Source organism: Methylosinus sporium (assembly GCF_003113265.1).
GTDB lineage: Bacteria > Pseudomonadota > Alphaproteobacteria > Rhizobiales > Beijerinckiaceae > Methylosinus > Methylosinus sporium.
On record NZ_PUIV01000002.1, the window covers coordinates 1 to 18212 of the forward strand.

The window sequence follows — 18212 nt, forward strand, 5'->3', positions numbered from 1 at the left end:
ACCCCGGACCGCCTATGGCGGTCCGACCCTCCCCTGGAGGGGAGGGGGAAGCGCGTCACGCGATTTGGAAGGGCCGCTCTGGCGCCTCTTTCGGGAAGGTTTCGATCGTCGGACCGAGGCGGATGTATTTCAGCATCAGCCAGACTTCGACGATCGCCAGCGCGCTGTAGAAGAGCACGAAACCGCCGAGGCTCAGCAGAACATTATAGGCCGGCACATTGGAGGCGCCGAGGAAGGTCGGCAGCACGCTGTCGATGATCCAGGGCTGGCGGCCATATTCGGCGACGATCCAGCCGAGTTCGGCGGCGATCCAGGGCAGAGGCAGGCTGTAGAAGGCGAGCTTCAAGAGCCAGGGATTGTCTCTGAGGCGCCGGCGGCTGGCGACGAGGAAGGCCGCCGCGAACAGGAAGATGAAATAAAATCCCAGCGCCACCATGATGCGGAAGGCAAAGAACAGCACCGGCACATTGGGAATGGTGGTGAGCGCCGCTTCACGCACCTGCGCGTCGGTGGCGTTCTCGATGTCTGGCCGGATCTGCTTCAAGAGCAGCGAATGGCCGAGGTCCTTGAAGGCGGGCAGCAGCTCGTCGGGAATGGGAGCGTTCGGCCCGTCGGGACGCGCGGAAAGCCATTCATAGGCGGGCATTCCGGCGCGAATGCGCGTTTGCGATTTCTCGACCAGCGATTTTATGCCCTCGACGGGCGTATCCAGCGAGCGCGTCGCGATCAGGCCGAGGAGATAGGGCGCCTCGACCTTCAAATGCGTCGTCTGCTCCTTGACGTCGGGAATGCCGAAAATGGTGAAGGAGGCCGGCGGCGGCTCCGTCTCCCACATGGCCTCGATGGCGGCGATTTTCATTTTCTGGTTGAAGCTCGCCGTATAGCCGCTCTCGTCGCCGAGCACGACGACGGAGAGCGCCGAGGCGAGGCCGAAGCTCGCCGCCACATTGGCGGAGCGCCGCGCGATCTCGCGATGCTCGCGCTTGTAGAGCAGGTAATAGGCCGAGATGGACAGCACGAACATCGCGCCGGTCACATAGCCGGCGCTGACGGTGTGCACGAATTTCGATTGCGCGACGGGGTTGAAGAACACTTCTGCAAAGGAGGTCAGCTCCATGCGCAAAGTCTGCGGATTGAACGCCGCCCCGACCGGATTGAGCATCCAGCTATTGGCGATGAGAATCCACAGCGCCGAGAAATTGGCGCCGATGGCGACCAGCCAGGTGACGGCGAGATGCGCCACCTTGCTCAGCCGATTCCAGCCGAAGAAGAACAGGCCGACGAAGGACGCCTCGAGGAAGAAGGCCATCAGCCCTTCGATCGCCAGCGGCGCGCCGAAAATATCGCCGACATAATGCGAGTAGTAGGACCAGTTGGTTCCGAACTGGAACTCCATGGTGATGCCGGTGGCGACGCCCATCGCGAAATTGATGCCGAACAGCGTGCCCCAGAATTTGACCGCGTCGCGCCATATGGTGCGGCCGGTCATCACGAAGACGCTCTCCATTATGGCGAGGAGGATCGACAGTCCGAGCGTCAGCGGCACGAAGAGGAAGTGGTAGAGGGCGGTCAGCGCGAATTGCAGTCTTGAAAGCGTCACCACGTCGAGTTCGAACATCATGCGCTCCTGAAAGAAGGATCAGCCGCGGTCTCGAGCGAAGAGCTTCTCCGCCACGGCGGCCGGCGACATATGCGGCCGCTGCGAAGGGGGGAAGAAAAGGACATAGAGCAGGGCCAGGGCCGCGATCTTGAGAGCGATGGCGACGGCGATTTCTCGCCCGAGCCGATGCGTCGCCGAATTGGCCGACATGCGTTTCTCCCCGCCCGAAGCGCCGGGCCGCCGGACACACTATCCCCGAACGGCCTCGCCTTCATGACCGGAAACTCCCTAAAGCCCCTAGGTGGTCGCCGAAGGCTCCGGTCTCGCTATAAAAAGCACAGGACCGCCGCGATTCGAAGGTTCGAACTGTCGCTGTGCGGTTTTGTCGCCGCTGGCGCGGACGGCGGTCCTGGACAGATCCCTGACAAATCCCGCCGCCATCTTCCTTGACTTTGGCCGGCGCGTGCCTTATTCGGCGCCTCTCGCTAGCGCAATGCGTTGCGCCGCGCTCGCGGGGGAGTAGCTCAGTTGGTTAGAGCGCCGGCCTGTCACGCCGGAGGTCGCGGGTTCGAGCCCCGTCTCTCTCGCCATTTCGAATCCGTCGTCCTCATAGCGTCGTGGCCATGGCCCGAGTTCGTCGATTGATCCTGGCCGGGGCTGCGCCTATTCAATGAGCATGACCTCGTCGGCGATAACCTTCGATCGTCTCGCCTATATCGATCGGCTGAAAGAGGCCGGCTTCGACGATAAGCAGGCGCGCGCTCAGGCCGATGCGCTGGACGCGGCGCTGCGCGATTCCGTCGCCACCAAAGCGGACCTCGAAGAGCTGGCCGGCGAGCTGCGCACGGAAATGGCCAATCTGAAGGTGATAGTCTCCGCTGGCTGGTCGTCACGCAGATCGCGCTCGGCGGCGTCATTCTCGCCGCCGTCAAATTCGTGAAGTGAGCGGCGGTCTGTCCCTTCGGCTCCCCAGCAGCCAGCGCGCGCAATCGCCCCGATAGGGCCGGCCCGGGTCACGGAAAAAGCCGAAATGGCCCATGCCCCGCGCCCCGCCCCTCGGCGCGCCATCCGGGAAATGCGCGCGCAGCCGCGGGCGCGCGGTCGATCTCCAGCGCCTCGGAGTCCGGCCGGGATCGAGAATGCAAGGGCGGTTTCCGCGTGTTTTCGACGCCGCTCAGGCCGGCGCGCTGGTCAGCAGAGCGTCCAGGGTCGCGCATTCCTCCGCGGTCAGGGAGAAGTCGAATATCGCCACATCGTCGCGCATGTGCTCTTGCGAGGACGTCCCGGTGAGGCACAGAATGTTTTGCTGCGTCAGGAAGCGGAAGAAAATCTGCGCCCGGCCGCGCCCATATTTTTCGGCGAGAGCGACGAGCTCCGGCTTCGCCAGCGTTTCGGGATTGGCGGTGAGCGTCCAAAAGCTCTGGTAGAAAATCTTGTGCTTTGCGCAGAAAGCGCGAATCTCGCGGTCATAGCCGGTCTTGGCGTAGAAGCGGTTCTGGATCACGGCGGGCTTCACCCGCGCCCTCTTCCACAGCATCTTCAGCCGCGCAGGCTCGTAGCAATTGCTGACGCCCAATTGGCGCACGCCGCCCTGCGCCGCCAGGCTCTCCATCGCGCGCCAGGCTTCCAGAGTGTCCTTGTCCTCTGGGTAGGGGGAGTGCAGCACCAATCCGTCGAGGCGATCCACGCGCAGATTGCGCAGCGAGACCTCGAAGGATTGCCGCACCTGCTCGCCGATCGGAGCGGAGGCGTCATAGGGGATGTTCTCGGGGTCCTGCCCGCCGAAGGGCGTGAATTTGGTCTGCAGATAAATATCCGCGCGGGCGAGCCCGGCGCCGAACGCCGCCGCCAGACCTTCGCCGACGCCCGGCTCATTGTAATGCTTGGGCTGGCAGGCGGTGTCGATCCCGCGAAAGCCGGTCCGCAGCGCTTCTTCCACCAGAGCGGCGGTGCGCTCCTTCTTCCAGGCCGTCCCATAGATGACGCGGGGCATGACGACCCCAAAGGGCGAGACGATCCGGCTCGGATCCTCGCCGCGCGGCTCGGCGCTCATGTTGGGGCTTCCTCTTTCTCAGGCTCCGGCGAAAACCGTCAGCACGCCAGTATAGCCGTAGAGATGATGGCGGGCGATCTCGCCGCCGGCGAAAAAGCCGATCAAGGGCGTCTCGCCTCCCAGCGCCTCGTGAACCATGCGGAATTCGGCGTTGGGCTCGCCGAAATGCGGGCCGCCTCGCCCCGAGCAGCTGATATAGAGCGCGCCTCTCATGCCGCCGGCCGCCTCCGCCTGGGCGCGCACTTCCGCGACGATGCGCAGCAGATCATGCTTGGCCGCCTCGGCGTTGCGCTTGCAGAAGGCGAGCCGCATTCCGTCCTTTATCTGCTCGGCGATCATCAGCAGCCCGCCCTTGCGGCCGACGCCGACAATGTGCCGCACTTCCGTATTGGCGCCGAACTGGCCGGGCTTGGCGGAGACGTCCTCGCCAGTGGCGACGATTCCGGCCAGAGTCTGCGCCAGCTCGAGGCGCAGCGCGGCGTCGTCTATGTCGAGCGTATGCCCCATATCCTCGAGCACGCAGTCGAGCGCGCGCTTTTCGTCCAGGGTCACGAGGTAATTGCCCTGCGCGCGTGTGACCGTGCGCAGCGGGCCGATCGGCTGGCAGCCTTGGGTGACGCGCGAGAACACGGTCGCCTGCGGTCCGAAGGCGACGCCGGTGAGGCCGCCGGGCAGCACATCGTTGGCGAAGCACAGAGCCTTGTTGCGCGCCGAGGAGAGGCCGCCGAACAAATAGCCGGTGGCGAGCCTGGCGCTGGCGGCTTCGAGCTCGGCCTGAAGATCGGGGGTTCCGCCGCTGGCGTGGACGAGCGCCGTGAAGGGCTCGAAACCCTTTGCGGCGCCGTCGAGCTGCGCCGGCGCCGAGAACAGCTCGAAGGAGCCGGCGGGAAGATCTGCCAGCATGATCGCGAGGCCCGGCGCGTCGAAATATTCCACCGCCTCGGCGCCGACGCCGACTCCGACCGTCCCCACCCAACGCACGCCGGGCAGGCGTGCGCGCAGCGCTGACAAAATATCGTTCGCGGCCTGGGTGAAATAATCGGTGAGATAGCACCAGCCGAGATTGGGCGCGGGCGCGTCCGCGAGCCGCCGCTCGATCTGCTCGAGGCAGGAGGCCAAGGCGCTCTTCCAGTCGGCGTCGCCGGCATGGGCGTAAATGAACTTGCTCATGGTCTCGTCCCCCGCGTCCCGACGAGGGTAGCAACGACCGTGCCGCTCGCCGTGTGCATGAGCGCCAAGGTCGCTGGAGCGCTCCAGGGCGGCCGAGCCGGGCGGGAGAGCGGTTCAGAGCGGGTCGTTCAGAAGCAGGTCGTTCAGAAGCAGCCTTGGGCCTTCAGCTGAACGAGCCAAGCGTCGCATTCCGAGCCGCGGCGGCGGCGCTCATGCGGCCTGTGGCCCCACTCGCGCTCATAGGGCCCGCGGCCCCACTCGTCCTCATATTCGTGACGGCGCCGCTCCCGCGCACGCTCGCGCCGCACGCAATCATTGTAATTGTTCTGCATCGCGAAGCACAGCGGCACATTGGGCCCGGCGAGGGCCGCCTTCGGCGCGAGGCCGCCGAGGAAGGAGACGGTCCCGGCCACGAGCAGGAAGAGGAGAGAGGTGCGCGCCATTTTCGAAAAGCCTTTCTGTTGGATAGCTTCTAGCAGATTTGCGCGCGCCGAAACAGCGCCGCGTCGTCCGCGGCGAATTGCTGCGCCCGGACGTCGCGACCATGCGCCTTCGTTCGATCATTGCCGAAAGGATTGCAAACGCAATTGTTCTGAGCCAGTCTTGCGGCGTCGCATTCGTCGATTGTCGGAAATTGCTAGTGCCGAGCATGAGGATTCGTCGGGGGTTGCAGGAGCCTCACGACTTATGAGCGCAGCCGCCGTCGCCGGGCTCCGCGCTCTTTGGAGTCGTTTTATCCGATGTCGCGAATTCGCCATGCGTCGGCCGATCGGTTTCGGCGCGACGCTCGCGGCGATCGTGGCGCTGGCGCGTTTCGCATTGGAGGCGACGATCGGAACGCAAGTGGCGTCGGCGTCTTTTTGCGTCGCCATGCAATTCGCCGCTCTCGTCGGCGGCCTCGCCGCAGTGGGATCGGCGGCGCTCGCCTCCGGCCTATTGGCGCAGATTTTCTTCGAGGCGCTCGACGCTTCCGCTCTGGCCGGACTGGCCATCGCCTTCGTTCTCGCCATTCTGACGGCCGTGATCGTCGACGCTTTGCGCCTTCGCTCGCGCGGCGACGCGCGCGCCGATCGCTGCGCCGACGAGGCCTTGCGCGCCTTGTGGGAGAGCGGGCCGATCGGCGCCTTTTGTTGGGGCGTCGGCGGCGAGGTGACAGAGGCCAATGACGAATTCCTCCGAATGACCGGCTACGGTCGCGACGATCTTATGGCCGGCCGCATCGATTGGCGGAAGGCGACGCGGCTTCGATCGCCGGCCGCGAGCGCGACCGAGACGGAGTTCGCGCGTCGGGACGGCGCGAGCGTCCGGATGCGGCTGCGCTTCGTCGCGCTCGACGAAGGGCGCGCGCGAGGCGTGGCTTTCGCGCAGGATGTCGCGGAAACGCAGGAGCTGCGGCGTCGCGCCGAGCGATCGGGCGCACTGGCGCGGGAGGCGGTCGGCTTCGCCCATGACGTCAATCAGCCGCTCACCGCCGCCGCCGCCTATCTCCAGGCTGCGCGTCGGCGGGCGACTCTCGGCGGCGGCGCGGGATCGGAAGAGCAGCTCGCCGCCATGGATCGCGCCGGCGCGCAATTGCATCGCGCCGCGCGGCTCGTCGCCGAATGGCGCGAGCTGTGCGCTCGGGAGGCGCAGGCGTCGATCGCGCTGCACGCGGCGATCTGCGACGCATGGGAGAGAGTCCGTCTCGATTGCGGCGATAGCGTTCGCGCCGAGCTGCGCCTTCTCGCCGAGCGCGATCTCGTGATCGGCGATCCTCTGCAAATCGAGCGGGCGTTGGTGGATTTGATGCGCGCCGCGGTCGCGGCGGCGCTCGCTGCGCCGCACTCGGGATTGATCGTCGCGACCTCGGCGAGTGGCGACGCGATCGCGGTCGAAATCTACTTCGTCGGCGCGCTTTCCACAGAGACGGGCGGCGCGGCCTTCGAGCTCACCCTGCCCCTGATCGCCGAGCCCTGTGGATAACGGGAGTCTTCAGCGGCCACAGCTGGCGTGTCATCGACAAATGAGCATAATTTCCGGCCCTCGACCGAATCGGTAACGGGGGAGCAACGAATGGCTGCGTTGAAGCATCGTTTCGCCCGAGTGCAAGCGATTGAAAGTAAAACTGCTTATGGCTTCGATTAGTATTAGTACCAAGAAAGATCACTAAAAGTAATTATCCGATCGTATTAGTACTAGTGTTACCTACGAGCCACAGGCGTCGTCTTTCTGCTCGAGATTTATATTAGGTTGTTTCCTTTACGATCGGGGCGCGCTAAAGAAGAGACGTTGTCGATCGATAGTGGATCAATTATTCCCCGACGGAATTTACAACGGCGCAGGGGTTCGGCGTCTGCCGGACCCCTTTTTTCAGACGATCCGTCGGGCGCCGCGAGTAGCGGCGCCCGTTTTCTTTTCAGAAGATCGCTGAATCGATCCGACTATGCCAGCAATGCGCTCCGAAAGGCTCGCGGCCGTCCTTTCGCCGTCGAAAGGCGGAGACGGCGCTCAGAGACCCTGCGGACGACCGGCGATCGACACCAGCAGCTCGCCGTCGCCGAGCAGGCGCTTGGCGACGCGGCGGGCGTCGTCGAGCGTCACCGCCTCGATTCGGCCGTTGCGCTCGTCGAGATAGGAGGGCGCAAATCCGTCGAGCTGGAGATTGACCAGCTGGCCGGCGATCTTCGTCGATGTGTCGAAGCGCAGCGCATAGGAGCCGGTCAGATATTTCTTCGCCTTGTCGAGCTCGTCCGCGCTCGGCCCCTCATTGGCGAGATCGACGAATTGGCTCTGGATCACCTCCAGCGACTCGCGGGCGCGCTCGTTCTTCGTCGCCGCGCCGCCGACCAGCATGGCGCATTTGTCATATTCGTTGAGATGCGAATAGACCGAATAGGCGAGGCCGCGCTTCTCGCGCACCTCGTTGAAGAGCCGCGCCGTGAACGCGCCGCCGCCGAGAATGTGGTTGACCACCACCGCGCCGAAATAATCGGGATCGTGGCGCTTCATGCCCGGCCGGCCGAAGCGGATCGCCGATTGCGGCACGTCGAGATCGATGATGCGGCGCTCTCCGAGCGCGTGAATGCCGATCTCGGGCACAGGGGTGAGCAGGCTCTGCGCCCGCAGGGCGCCGAAGGTCGCGTCCAGCTCGGCGGCGAGGGTCTTCGCGTCTATGGCGCCCACGACGGCGATTTTCAGATCGCTGCGCGCCAGTAGGCGGGTTCTCAGCGCGTCGAGATCATCGCGCGTCAGCGTCTCGAGGCTGGTCGCGTCGCCGCGCACCGGCAGGCCATAGGGATGGTCGGGGAAGGCCGCTTCGCGGAAGGCCTTGGCGACCAGCGCGTCCGGGTCGTTGGCGTCGCGTTTCAGCCCGGCGGCGATCTGGCCACGCACGCGGTCGATCGCCGTTTGCTCGAGCCGCGGCTCGCAGAGCGCAAGGCGCAGCAGCTCGAACGCCTCGTCGCGATTGCGGGCGAGCGTCTGCATATGGCCGGAGATCGAGTCCCGGTCGCAGCCGAAGCCGAGACGTATCGCCAGATCCTCGATGGCGAGGTGGAAGGCGCGCGCGTCAAAGGGTCCGGCGCCTTCGTCGAGCAGGCCGGCGAGCAGCGTCGCGAGGCCGGCCTTGCCGGCCGGATCCTGGGCGGCGCCGCCGCGCATCGCGAATTCGAGCGCGATGAGCGGAACGGCGTAGCTCTCGACCAGCCAGGCTTCGATCCCGCCGGGCGTGACGACGCGCTGAATGGTCTCGGCGCGGCTGCTCGCAGGCGCGATGGCGTGGGCTGTCATTGATTTTGGCTCCGATGTCAGGCGGCGAGCTCGGCGTCTTCGGCTTCGTCCTCGGATTCGAGGAAGCCCGTGACGGCCCGGCGCTTCTGCAGCCATTTGCGGGCTGCGGCGGCGATGTCCGCGGCGGAGACGGCGTCGATGCGGTCCGGCCAGGCGGCGACGTCTTCCACCGCGAGGCCGGTGGCGAGCGATTCGCCATACCAGCGGGCGAGCGAGACCTGGCTGTCCTGCGCATAGACCGCGTCGGCGACGAGGCGATTCTTGGCGCGTTTCAGGTCGGCCTCGGCGATTTCGGCGGCGGCGAATTTATCGAGCGTCGCCTCTATCGCGTCGTCCAGCCGCTGCAGCGAGACGCCCGGCGCCGGCGTCGCGAAGACCCAGAAGCGCGTATCGTCCAAAGCCGAGCCCATGTAATAGGCGCCGGCGTTGACGGCGAGCTTCTGCTCCACGACCAGCGAATCATAGAGCACGCTCGACGGCCCGCCGCCCAGCACATGGGCGAGAACTTCCAGCGTCTCCGCCTGGCCGGGCGCGCCGGTCGTGTAGGAGGGCACGAGGAAGACGCGCTCGTGCGTGGGCTGTTCGACCTTCTCGTCGGCGAGCGTCACCAGGCGATGGGCGCGGGGCTCCGGCTCGCGCGGGCGCTTGCGGCTCGGCGCATCGTCGCGCGCGGGGATGCGGCCATAGGTTCTCTCGGCGAGCGCGCGCACCGTCTCGAAGTCGACGTCGCCGGCGACGATGAGTATGGCGTTCTCGGGCGTGTAGAAGCGATGGTAATAATGCAGCGCATCCTCGCGGCCGAGCGTCTCGATCTCATGGCCCCAGCCGATGATCGGCGTGCCATAGGGGTGATGCGGGAACAGCGCCGCCTGCACCGCCTCGTCGAGCTGGGCGGAAGGATCGTTCTCGGTGCGCATACGGCGCTCCTCGAGCACCACCTCGCGCTCCGGCCCCACCACCTCGTCGGAGAGCACGAGATTGGTCATGCGATCGGCCTCGAACTCCATCAGCGTGCCGAGATGCTCCTTGCCGATGCGCTGGAAATAGGCCGTGTAGTCATAGCTGGTGAAGGCGTTTTCCTGGCCGCCGAGGTCGGAGACGAGATTGGAGAATTCGCCCTGCGGATGCGCATGTGTGCCCTTGAACATCAGATGCTCGAGAAAATGCGCGATTCCCGACTTGCCGCGCGGATCGTCGGCGGAGCCGTTGCGATACCAGACCATATGGGTGACGACCGGTGCGCGGCGGTCGGCGATGACGACGATCTCCATCCCATTGGCGAGGCGCGAATGGACCACTCCGGCGGCGCTCTCGCTTTTGGCGGTCCCGGCGCGCGCGGCGTCGGTTTTGGCGGCGGCGGAGCTGGCGGCATGATCGGCCGCGATCGCCTCGGCCCCCGGCTGTGTCATCGGCATGATAATTTGTCCTCGCTATAGCGCGTTCGACCGCGTCCGGCGCCCGGGCGCGCGCCGGCCAAGAGAATTCGGCGCCAGTTCATCCTCGGGGTCTCGCCCATACGCTTCGACGCGAGCATTCGATCTATATAAGCATGAAAGCGTGGCCTGTCAGGCGCCGCGAAAGCTCGGCCCTCGGCGCCGAGCGTGTCGCCTGGAGCGTTGCCGTAGCCGCGGTTCACAGGCATTATTCGGCGATCCGAATCGTCGGCGCGAAACCCGAGCGCCGCAAGGGGGATCGCATGGCTTTCACGAGACGTTCTTTTCTGGCCGGCCTCGCCGCCTGCCCGCTCTGCGCCGCTGCGGCGCGCGCGGAAGGGGCGCATTGGACCTATGACGATCCGGAACATTGGGGCGCGCACGACGAGACCGCCAAGGCCTGCTCGCTCGGCGCCGAACAATCGCCCATCGACCTCACCGATGCGGTGAAAGCCGACACTCGCCCGCCCAAGCTCGGCTGGAAGCCGCAGGCCTTCGAGATCGTCAATAATGGCCATACGATCCAGGCCAACGCCGCCGGCGGCGTCGCCGAGCTCGGCGGCCGCAAGTTCGAATTGAAGCAATTCCATTTCCACACGCCGAGCGAGCACGCCCTCGGCGGCAAGCGCCTCGCGATGGAGGCGCATTTCGTCCACGCCGGCGACAATGGCGATCTTCTGGTGGTCGGCTCCTTCCTCGTCGCCGGCGCGCCGAACAAGGCGTTTTCCGCGGTGATGGCCGCCGCGCCGAAGGAGGAGGGCAAAGCCGCGCTGAAGGCGCCGCTCGACGCCTCCGCTCTGCTGCCCAAGGGAAAGAAATTCTTCCGCTACGAGGGCTCGCTGACCACGCCGCCCTGCTCGGAAGTGGCGCATTGGAACGTCTTCGCCGAGCCTGTGGCCGTCGCCCAGGCGGATATAGACGCCTTCAAGACGCTGTTCCCGATGAACGCCCGCCCGCTGCAGCCGACGCATCGCCGCATCGTGCTGAGCGGCGGCTGAGCGGCGGGGCGCGAGATCGGCGGCTCAGGAGCCGCCGAAAAGGCTGCCGATCATGCCGATCGGATTGGTCCAGCCCGGCTTTTCTTCCTGTTCCTTGGCGCCCTTGCCGCCCGCGACCTTCTGGCGATAGGCCTGCGGCGGCTCGGTCAGATAGGAGCGGGTCGAGCTCTCTCCCGCGCCGCGGGTCTTGGCCGCGCCGGCGGCGCCGGGCTCATCGGCGTCGGTGGTGACGGTGCAATGGCCGTCCGCCGCCGCGACGAGACATTTGCGCGGGCCGTCATGCTCGCCATTCTTGGAGCCGGCGACATTGGGATTTTCATTGAGCCCCGGCTGGCGCGCCGGCGCCTGGGAGCCTTTGCGGCGGGCGATCTCCTGGTCCACCGGCCAGGAGGCGGGCCGCGCGGTCTCCGCCTGCGGCGAGGGAAGGGCTTGTCGATTGGGCGGGACGACGATCTTGGGATGCTCGCGGAAGACGATCTTCTGATTTTCCTCATCGTCGGAATAGACGCCGATGAAGCCCAGCACCGAAGTGACCGTCGATTTGTCGTCATAGGCCGCGGCCGGCGCGACCCACGCTCCCCCGAGAAGGACGAGCGTGAGACCGACGCATGTCGGCGCCCGACGCAGAGAGGCTGTCGCCCGTTTCATCGCCCAGAACTCCTCCCTTGTGCGCGCCCCGGGACGAAGCGCGCGCGATTCTGATGAGCCGCATTGTTACGGCCCGCTTAACGGCATTTTAGAGGCGCGCGCGCCTCCGGGCCAGCCGAAATCGTCGCTGCGGATCAACCAGCGATCGGGGTGGGCCGCGCCGCATCGGCGCGAAGGCTCTCGAGCAACAGCAGCAGCACCCCGATAAAAATCGCCGCATCGGCGACATTGAAGACGTAATTGGCCAGCGGCCCCACCGGCAAGGCTGTGTGAAAGAAGAAGAAATCGGCCACCGCGCCGCGCGTCAGCCGATCCGCGACATTGCCGAGCGCCCCGCCGACGACGAGGCCGAGCGCTGCCGCGGTGAGCCGCCGCGGCGCCCGCCACAGCCAATAGGCGAGACAGGCGACGATCGACAATTGAAAGGCGATGAGCAGCGCCCGCGTCGGCTCCGTCTGCGAGGAGAGCAGCGAATAGGAGACGCCGAAATTCCACGACAGCACCAGATCGAGAAAGGAGGTGACGTGGATCGGCTGGCGCAGGCCGATGTCGAAGACATGCAGCATCCAGAATTTATGCGCCTGATCGAGCGCCAGAGCGAGAACCACGGCCGCGAGGCCGCAAGCGCGCGGGATGGAAAGCCAGGGGCGATAGATCAAGACATTCTCTCCCGCCATCGGCGCGCCGGCCTCCTCGCTTCGACGATATCGTCACGCCCGCGGCGCCGACGAACGGATGGGCGCGCCGCGCCTCGCCCTCGATATAGAACGAGTTTTTGGCGATTCCAGAAAAATCCGGATCGTCGTCGCGCTTCGGCGAGGCGTTCACCCGTCAATATTCCCATTCGACGCCGACGCCGAGCGAGGATTTGCCGTCGACCTTGGTTTCGCCCTTCACGCGGACATTCTTGGTGACGTCCACGCCGACGCTGACGGCGGTCTGCTCCGGCTTGGCGCCCGTGCGCACGCCGACGCTGATATTGTCGGAGATATAGCGCGAGGCGCCGACCGTCGGCCCGCTGGAGCCGCCGGCCTCGAGATCGAGCGAGTCGACGCCGAGCGCCTTGCGCATTTTCTCGAAGGCGTCGACGCCGGTTCCGGCGCCGGAGAATTGCGCGAGAGCGGTGGCGAGCTGCACCGCCTGAAAGGCCGACAGAGAGCCCGACGCCTTGGCGAAGAGCAGGCGCGAGAGCACCTCGTCCTGCGGCAGCTCCGGCGAGGAGGAAAAGGAGAAATTCGGCAGCGAGGCGGGGCCGGATACTGTGATCTTGGCGGTGACGTCGCTCGCCGTCGTCTCGGCGGTGAAATCGAGCTGCGGGACGAGGCCGCCCGCGAAACTCAATTTGCCGCGCGTGAGATCGATACGCTGGGTCAGCAATTGCAGCTTGCCGCGGCGCAGTTCGAAAGCGCCATTGACGGCGGGCTTTTGGATCGTGCCGTTCAGTTTCAGCTCGCCGCCGAATTCGGCGTCTATGCCGCGTCCGCGCACGAAGATGCGATTGGGCGCGGCGAGCGTGAGATCGATCGTCGCGTCGAAGGGCGAATGCTTGGCGGCGCGGGCTTTCTCCTTGGCTTCCAGCGCCAGCATCTCCTTGGCGAAAGCGCGTGGCGAAATATGCACCGCGCCGCGCGGCGCCTGAAAGGAGGCCGGCAGGCGATCGGGGACGTTGACCTCCATCGTCGTCAGCGTCACGCGGCCGGAGACTTTCGGCGAACGTGCGAGCGGACCGCCTATGTCGAGATCGAGATCGGCCGTGGCGGAGACGAGATCGCTGCTGACGAGCTGCGCATTCTTGGCCTTGATGCGAATGGCGCCGGGCATTCCCGCCTGCGGCTCGACGGCGATACGGCCGGTCGCGGCGATCTGCCCGCCGTTCTTGGTGAGCGCGGTGAGCCGTGTGATGGCGATCTCGCGTCCATGTCCGTCGAGCCTCGCGTCTATGTGGTCGAGATAGACGCCGTTCAGCGGATCGGCGAAGGAGCCATTGGCCAGCGTGACGCCGCCTTCGATCGCAGGCGCTGAGACGGAGCCGGCGATGCGCAGATCGACATTGGCCTTGCCGCGCAGGCTCTGGCCATTAACGGAGAGCGCCGTGTCGGCGAGCTTTGCGTCCGCCTCGCCCTTCACTTTCAGATCGAGCGCGCCGGCGGCGTCGATCGGCGCCGAGCCGGTGATGGCGAAGCGCCCGCCGGCGCCGAGCGCGATCGTCGCGTCGAGGCTGGTGCGCGCGCCGGCGAGCGCGCCACGCGCGTCTATGTCCAGCGGCGGCAGGCCATTGCTGCGCAATTGCGGCGCGGAGAGCTTGGCGATCTTGATCTTCCAATCGCCGCTCGGCGCTTTCTTGTCGCCGGTAATGCGCGCCTCGGCGTCCAATGCGCCCTCGAGCGCGAGGCTGGCGTCGGCGATGGAAGCGATGGAGAGTGGCACGCTCCGCGCTCGCGCGGTGAGATCGAGCCGCTCGCCGATGGTTCCGTCTATGTCGAGCCGGCCTGCGCCGACAGCGAGGGCGACGCCTTTCAGCTCCACCGCGCCGCCGCCGAGGGTGACGCTCGCCGGAGCGGCGAGGGCGATGCGCTTGCCGGCGCGTTGCGCCGAGAGCGTTTTGATGTCGAGCCGCGTCTTTTCGCCCGGCGTCAGCGCGGCGCGGCTCGCAATGGCGAAGCCTTCCGCATCCACGGTCAGGTCGAGCGCCGTGGCGGCGCCGGCGGGCGTCGCGGTGAGACGCGCTTTGGAAATGGTCTTGCCGCCGACATGGAGCGCATCCACGGCGATGTTTCCGTCGAGCGCCGGTCGGCGCAGCAGATCATGGCCGGAGAGCTTGGCGCTGAGCTTCTCGATCGTCGTGTCGGCGGCGCGGATGCGCGCGCCCTGCGCGTCGATCGATATGTTCTGCGCGCCTTGCGCCGCGTCGAGGATGATATCGGCCTTCAGCGCGCCGGAGAGCTTGCGCAGAGTGAGCGCCGAGAGATCGTCGAGATCGGGCGCGGCGAGAGAGAGGCGCCCGCTGGCGAGATTTTGCGCGTCGAGCGTGAGCGCGCCGTGGAGCGCCGCGCGGCCGACCGAAAGATCGAGATTGTCGATCGTCCAGCCGGCGTCTTTGCGCGCATTCAGCTTGCCGCGCGCCGGGGCGCCGTCTATGGCGCCGTCCAGCGTCGCGGTCGCGGTGAGCGCGCCGGTGAGATCGCGCGCGGCGCCGTGCAGCGCGAGCTTTTGGATCGCATGGCCGTCGAGATGCGCGCCTTCCAGCAGCGCCTCGAAATCGGCGTTGGGCTTGTCGGCGGAGCCGGTCGCCTTCACCGAGATTTCCGCGCGGCCGGCAAGGCGTGGGTCGGCGGGCTTCAGATCGGCGATCGAGACCTTTGCGCCGACATCGAGCGCCTCGCGCATCGCGGCGCCGTCGATCTTCGCGGAGAGATGCGCGCCGCGCAATTCGAGTCCGTCGAAGCGCAACCCGCCGCCGGGCAGCGAGGCGACCGCGCCGCCGAGCGTGAGGCGCTCGCCGAGCAGCTTCTCGAGCGCGGGCGCGGAGAGCGCTGGGGCGGCGAGCGTTCCGCTCAGCGTCGCGCTGATGCGCTCGTCCTTCGGCACGCCCTTCAGCGCAATGGAGAGATCGAGCGGCCGCGGCGTATTGTCGGAGCGGCTGCGAATGGCGACATCGCCCTCGAGCGCGCCATCGTCGCGCAAAGTCGCGGCGCCGGCGAGCTGCGTAACTCCTTCGAAGAGCGGTGCTGCCGCCGGCGGCAGCAATGACGCGACACGGACGCCCATGTCGAAATCGAGCCGCCGCGCCGCATCCTTGTGAATAATGCGCGCTGCGCCTTCGGCGTCGATCTTCTCTCCGGCCTTGGCGGCGAGATGCGCGGCGAAATCGTCGAGCGTTCCTTCGCCGGTCAGCGAAATATCGACCGGCGGCAGGCCGGGCAGAGCGGCGAGGCGGGCGATGGCGCCGCCCTCGGGCTCCTGCGCCGTGAGGGCGAGCGTGATCTTTTGGCCGCCCGTCGCGACATCGGCTTTCGCCGTAATGGCGCCCGGCGCGTCGAGCCGGCGAATGTCGAGCGCAAGATGCGCGCCTTTGTCGAGCGCCGCCTCGCCGGTCGCGGTGAATTGCGCCGCGGTTCCGAGAACGGGCGCGCCGAGCGACAGCGTTTCCAGCGCCAGCCGGCCGAGGCGGATGCGAATGGGCAGATCGGGTAGCGCGAAGCCGCCGCCGCTTTTCGGCTTCGTCGTCGTAGCCTGTGCGGGCGCTGGCAGGCGGGCGATGTCGATCGCGCCGATGGCGAGCTTCTCTATATCCAGGCGCAGCGAGAAGAGCGCGGAAGGCGACCAGTCCAGCGCGATCTGGTCGATCTTCAGATAGGGGCCGTCTCTATCGGCGATGGAAATATCGCGCAGCAGCGGATGCGCCGACAGCGGGTCCTCGAAAGCGCCTATGTCGACCTTCATATCGGGCGAGGAGGCGGCGCGCGAGACGAGATCGGCGAGGAAGCTCTTGCCCTCGCGCGTCTGCATACGCAGCGCGAGCGTTCCGGCGACGGCGAGCAGCGCCAGCGCTCCGAATCCATAGGCGAGAATGCGGCGAAAGCGCATCAGAACGACTCCCCGACGCCGATGAAGATCGCGAATTTATTCTCGCCGGGACGCCGGCCGAGCGGCGTCGCGAGATCGAGGCGCACGGGGCCGATGCCGGTGTAATAGCGCAGGCCTATGCCGACGGAGGAGCGCATGGACGATTGGAAGTCGGGGAACGGCGACGAAAAGGCGGAGCCGATATCGTAGAAGGGCACGATCCCAATGTCGCGCGTGACCTTTATGCGCGCCTCGGCCGAGCCTTCGAGCAGGCTGCGTCCGCCGACGGGAAAGCCGAGGCCGGCGTCCGGGCTCAGCGAGCGATAGCGATAGCCGCGCACCGAGCCGCCGCCGCCGGCGAAGAAGCGATGGCTCGCCGGAATATCCTCTATGCTCGCGCCGACGATGGAGCCCGCCGCCACGCGGCCGGCGAGCACATACCAGCCGTCTTCATCAAGAGATTTGTAGCCGGAAATCTGCGTCTTCGATTGCACCATGCCGACGCTGTCGCCGAAGGCCTTCACATAGGGCGTGACATTGGCGATGGCGCGAAATCCGTTGGTGGGCGCGAGGAGATCGTCGGTTCCGTCGTAATTGGCCGAGAGCGGAAAACCGAGCAGCGAATAGTCGTGCGGGCCGAAAGCGTCGAACGTATGCCCGCGCTCGAATTCGAGTCCCGCCTGCACGGACGCCGTATCGCTGAAGCGATGGCGGATCGCCGCCGAGCCATTGCCGTAATAGGCCCAGTAATAATCGGTCTTCTCGCGCACGAAGCCGGCGTCGAGCAGCAGATCGTTGCGCGAGCCGAACAGCGCCGGCTTCACGAAGCTCGCCTTGGCGCGGCCGATGACGTCGTTGAGGCGAATGGAAGAGAGGCCGTTATAGGTCGCCGAGCTGCCGAAGGGCGCAAGGCCGCCTTCGACATCGAAGCGCAGCCGCTCGGCGCCGCCGAAGAGATTGCGATCGGTCCAATAGGCGCGCAGCCCCGGCCCGTCGACATTGGAGAAGAAAGCGTCGGCGCCCACCGCATGGCGCTTGCGCTCGGCGGTCTGCACGAAGATCGGCAGATTGCCATTGGCGTCGAGCTTCTCGCCATCCTCCGCCTTCACCGAGCCGACCGCCTCGAGGCGGCCGATGGATTTGCGCAGCTCGGCGAGCTTCTTCGGACTATAGGGCTCGCCTTGCTCGAGATAGATGTAGGAGCGAATGACGTCCGGATCTATGCCCGGCGAGCCGCTGGTTCTCACTTCGCCTATGCCGGCGCGCGGGCCGGGATCGATCGTCACCACCACATCCATCGCCTTTTCGGGATGGATGATCGTCGGCTTCGCTGTCGTCACTTTGGCGAGCGGATAGGAATTGGCGCGCAGCGCGTCGATCCAGCCGGCCTGCATGGATTGCAGGGCGGCGGCGCGGGCCGGCTGCTCGGGGTCGCGCTCCAGCGATTTTTTCGTGAGCAGCGCTTCGTCGAGCGGCTGGCCGCTACGCGCGTCGAGAAGGGCGACCTTGCGCAAACGGAACAGCGGGCCGGGGGTGATCTCTATGCGGATGGGCGCGAGCGCCTGGCCGCGCAGACGCTCGGCGGCGGCTGCGGCGGCGTCGGCGCCATGCCCGTCCGGCCGCACCGGGACGCCGGCGACCGTCGCCCTTATCTCCGCGTCATAATAGCCGCTCGCCCACAGCGCCTCGGCGAGCTTCGGGAAATCGGCGACGACGCGCCGCGCGAGGCCAGCCCCCGTGGGTGGAGCCTGCAGCCGCAGCCGCCATGCGCTGGAGACGTCCTGCAGATTGCGCGCGAGGCCCTCGGCCTCGTCGAGGCCGGCGAATTCGATGCGATAGGGCAGGGCGTCGCTGCTCGGCTCCGGCGTCTCCTCGGCGGCGCCGAAGAGGCCGAAAAAATCGAATGCGCGGGCGGGCGAGGCCGCCTGCGGGGCGCCCAAAGCCAGGAGCGCCGTCACGCCCAGAAAACGCTTCAC

14 protein-coding genes and 1 tRNA gene are annotated in these 18212 nt (G+C 66.6%); 4 read left to right on the forward strand and 11 right to left on the reverse strand.

Going from position 1 to position 18212, the window contains the following annotated elements; translation table 11 throughout:
- Positions 1 to 55: 55 nt before the first annotated feature.
- Together C5689_RS02140 and cydP are read right to left on the reverse strand one after the other, a co-directional pair.
- Positions 56 to 1618, reverse strand: a complete 1563-nt coding sequence (locus C5689_RS02140; protein ID WP_108915815.1) for a cytochrome ubiquinol oxidase subunit I — start codon at positions 1616 to 1618, stop codon at positions 56 to 58.
- 21 nt (positions 1619 to 1639) lie between these two features.
- Positions 1640 to 1810: a cytochrome oxidase putative small subunit CydP gene (gene cydP / locus C5689_RS02145; RefSeq protein WP_108915641.1), complete on the reverse strand. Its 171-nt coding sequence runs from the start codon at positions 1808 to 1810 to the stop codon at positions 1640 to 1642.
- A 303-nt stretch (positions 1811 to 2113) separates the two neighbouring features.
- On the opposite strand from cydP, the gene C5689_RS02150 reads away from it, so the two are divergent.
- Both C5689_RS02150 and C5689_RS02155 read left to right on the forward strand, forming a co-directional pair.
- Positions 2114 to 2190, forward strand: a tRNA-Asp gene (locus C5689_RS02150).
- Positions 2191 to 2270: 80 nt separating this feature from the next.
- The gene (locus tag C5689_RS02155) at positions 2271 to 2540 is read left to right on the forward strand and encodes a hypothetical protein (protein WP_244594544.1); all 270 of its coding nucleotides are present in this window, start codon (positions 2271 to 2273) and stop codon (positions 2538 to 2540) included.
- Positions 2541 to 2774: 234 nt separating this feature from the next.
- Here C5689_RS02155 and C5689_RS02160 read toward each other — a convergent pair whose 3' ends face one another.
- The 3 genes from C5689_RS02160 to C5689_RS02170 form a co-directional block, all read right to left on the reverse strand.
- Positions 2775 to 3653, reverse strand: coding sequence for an aldo/keto reductase family protein (locus C5689_RS02160; RefSeq protein ID WP_108915642.1), 879 nt, complete (start codon positions 3651 to 3653; stop codon positions 2775 to 2777).
- A gap of 18 nt (positions 3654 to 3671) precedes the next feature.
- Positions 3672 to 4823, reverse strand: coding sequence for an FIST signal transduction protein (locus tag C5689_RS02165; RefSeq protein WP_108915643.1), 1152 nt, complete (start codon positions 4821 to 4823; stop codon positions 3672 to 3674).
- A gap of 143 nt (positions 4824 to 4966) precedes the next feature.
- The gene (locus tag C5689_RS02170) at positions 4967 to 5266 is read right to left on the reverse strand and encodes a hypothetical protein (RefSeq protein ID WP_108915644.1); all 300 of its coding nucleotides are present in this window, start codon (positions 5264 to 5266) and stop codon (positions 4967 to 4969) included.
- Positions 5267 to 5579: 313 nt separating this feature from the next.
- On the opposite strand from C5689_RS02170, the gene C5689_RS02180 reads away from it, so the two are divergent.
- The gene (locus C5689_RS02180; RefSeq protein ID WP_158271731.1) at positions 5580 to 6785 is read left to right on the forward strand and encodes a PAS domain S-box protein; all 1206 of its coding nucleotides are present in this window, start codon (positions 5580 to 5582) and stop codon (positions 6783 to 6785) included.
- 525 nt (positions 6786 to 7310) lie between these two features.
- Here the strand turns inward: C5689_RS02180 and C5689_RS02185 are convergent.
- Both C5689_RS02185 and C5689_RS02190 read right to left on the reverse strand, forming a co-directional pair.
- Positions 7311 to 8591, reverse strand: coding sequence for a M16 family metallopeptidase (locus C5689_RS02185; RefSeq protein WP_108915647.1), 1281 nt, complete (start codon positions 8589 to 8591; stop codon positions 7311 to 7313).
- A gap of 17 nt (positions 8592 to 8608) precedes the next feature.
- Positions 8609 to 10006 carry a M16 family metallopeptidase gene (locus C5689_RS02190; RefSeq protein ID WP_108915648.1) on the reverse strand — a complete coding sequence of 466 codons (1398 nt, stop codon included), beginning with the start codon at positions 10004 to 10006 and terminating at the stop codon, positions 8609 to 8611.
- Between the two features lie 281 nt (positions 10007 to 10287).
- Here C5689_RS02190 and C5689_RS02195 point away from each other — a divergent pair, with 281 nt between their 5' ends.
- Positions 10288 to 11022 carry a carbonic anhydrase gene (locus tag C5689_RS02195; protein WP_108915816.1) on the forward strand — a complete coding sequence of 245 codons (735 nt, stop codon included), beginning with the start codon at positions 10288 to 10290 and terminating at the stop codon, positions 11020 to 11022.
- A gap of 24 nt (positions 11023 to 11046) precedes the next feature.
- Here the strand turns inward: C5689_RS02195 and C5689_RS02200 are convergent, their stop codons facing one another.
- The 4 genes from C5689_RS02200 to C5689_RS02215 form a co-directional block, all read right to left on the reverse strand.
- Positions 11047 to 11670, reverse strand: coding sequence for a hypothetical protein (locus C5689_RS02200; protein ID WP_108915649.1), 624 nt, complete (start codon positions 11668 to 11670; stop codon positions 11047 to 11049).
- A 134-nt stretch (positions 11671 to 11804) separates the two neighbouring features.
- Complete coding sequence (gene lspA / locus C5689_RS02205) at positions 11805 to 12347, reverse strand: signal peptidase II (RefSeq protein WP_244594545.1); 543 nt, start codon at positions 12345 to 12347, stop codon at positions 11805 to 11807.
- 154 nt (positions 12348 to 12501) lie between these two features.
- The gene (locus C5689_RS02210; RefSeq protein WP_108915650.1) at positions 12502 to 16257 is read right to left on the reverse strand and encodes a translocation/assembly module TamB domain-containing protein; all 3756 of its coding nucleotides are present in this window, start codon (positions 16255 to 16257) and stop codon (positions 12502 to 12504) included.
- Positions 16257 to 18212 (reverse strand): autotransporter assembly complex protein TamA, encoded by a 1956-nt coding sequence (locus C5689_RS02215; RefSeq protein WP_244594546.1) that lies wholly within the window; start codon positions 18210 to 18212, stop codon positions 16257 to 16259. Before C5689_RS02215 ends, C5689_RS02210 begins: the two co-directional genes overlap by 1 nt.

What these genes read in the sequence shown, in the direction of transcription:
- C5689_RS02180 (WP_158271731.1), top strand. Translation starts at nt 5,580, where the DNA reads ATGCGTCGGCCGATCGGTTTCGGCGCGACGCTCGCGGCGATCGTGGCG.
- cydP (WP_108915641.1), bottom strand. Translation starts at nt 1,810, where the DNA reads ATGTCGGCCAATTCGGCGACGCATCGGCTCGGGCGAGAAATCGCCGTC.
- C5689_RS02155 (WP_244594544.1), top strand. Translation starts at nt 2,271, where the DNA reads ATGAGCATGACCTCGTCGGCGATAACCTTCGATCGTCTCGCCTATATC.
- C5689_RS02170 (WP_108915644.1), bottom strand. Translation starts at nt 5,266, where the DNA reads ATGGCGCGCACCTCTCTCCTCTTCCTGCTCGTGGCCGGGACCGTCTCC.
- C5689_RS02210 (WP_108915650.1), bottom strand. Translation starts at nt 16,257, where the DNA reads ATGCGCTTTCGCCGCATTCTCGCCTATGGATTCGGAGCGCTGGCGCTG.
- C5689_RS02200 (WP_108915649.1), bottom strand. Translation starts at nt 11,670, where the DNA reads ATGAAACGGGCGACAGCCTCTCTGCGTCGGGCGCCGACATGCGTCGGT.
- lspA (WP_244594545.1), bottom strand. Translation starts at nt 12,347, where the DNA reads ATGGCGGGAGAGAATGTCTTGATCTATCGCCCCTGGCTTTCCATCCCG.
- C5689_RS02190 (WP_108915648.1), bottom strand. Translation starts at nt 10,006, where the DNA reads ATGCCGATGACACAGCCGGGGGCCGAGGCGATCGCGGCCGATCATGCC.
- C5689_RS02165 (WP_108915643.1), bottom strand. Translation starts at nt 4,823, where the DNA reads ATGAGCAAGTTCATTTACGCCCATGCCGGCGACGCCGACTGGAAGAGC.
- C5689_RS02140 (WP_108915815.1), bottom strand. Translation starts at nt 1,618, where the DNA reads ATGTTCGAACTCGACGTGGTGACGCTTTCAAGACTGCAATTCGCGCTG.
- C5689_RS02195 (WP_108915816.1), top strand. Translation starts at nt 10,288, where the DNA reads ATGGCTTTCACGAGACGTTCTTTTCTGGCCGGCCTCGCCGCCTGCCCG.
- C5689_RS02185 (WP_108915647.1), bottom strand. Translation starts at nt 8,591, where the DNA reads ATGACAGCCCACGCCATCGCGCCTGCGAGCAGCCGCGCCGAGACCATT.
- C5689_RS02160 (WP_108915642.1), bottom strand. Translation starts at nt 3,653, where the DNA reads ATGAGCGCCGAGCCGCGCGGCGAGGATCCGAGCCGGATCGTCTCGCCC.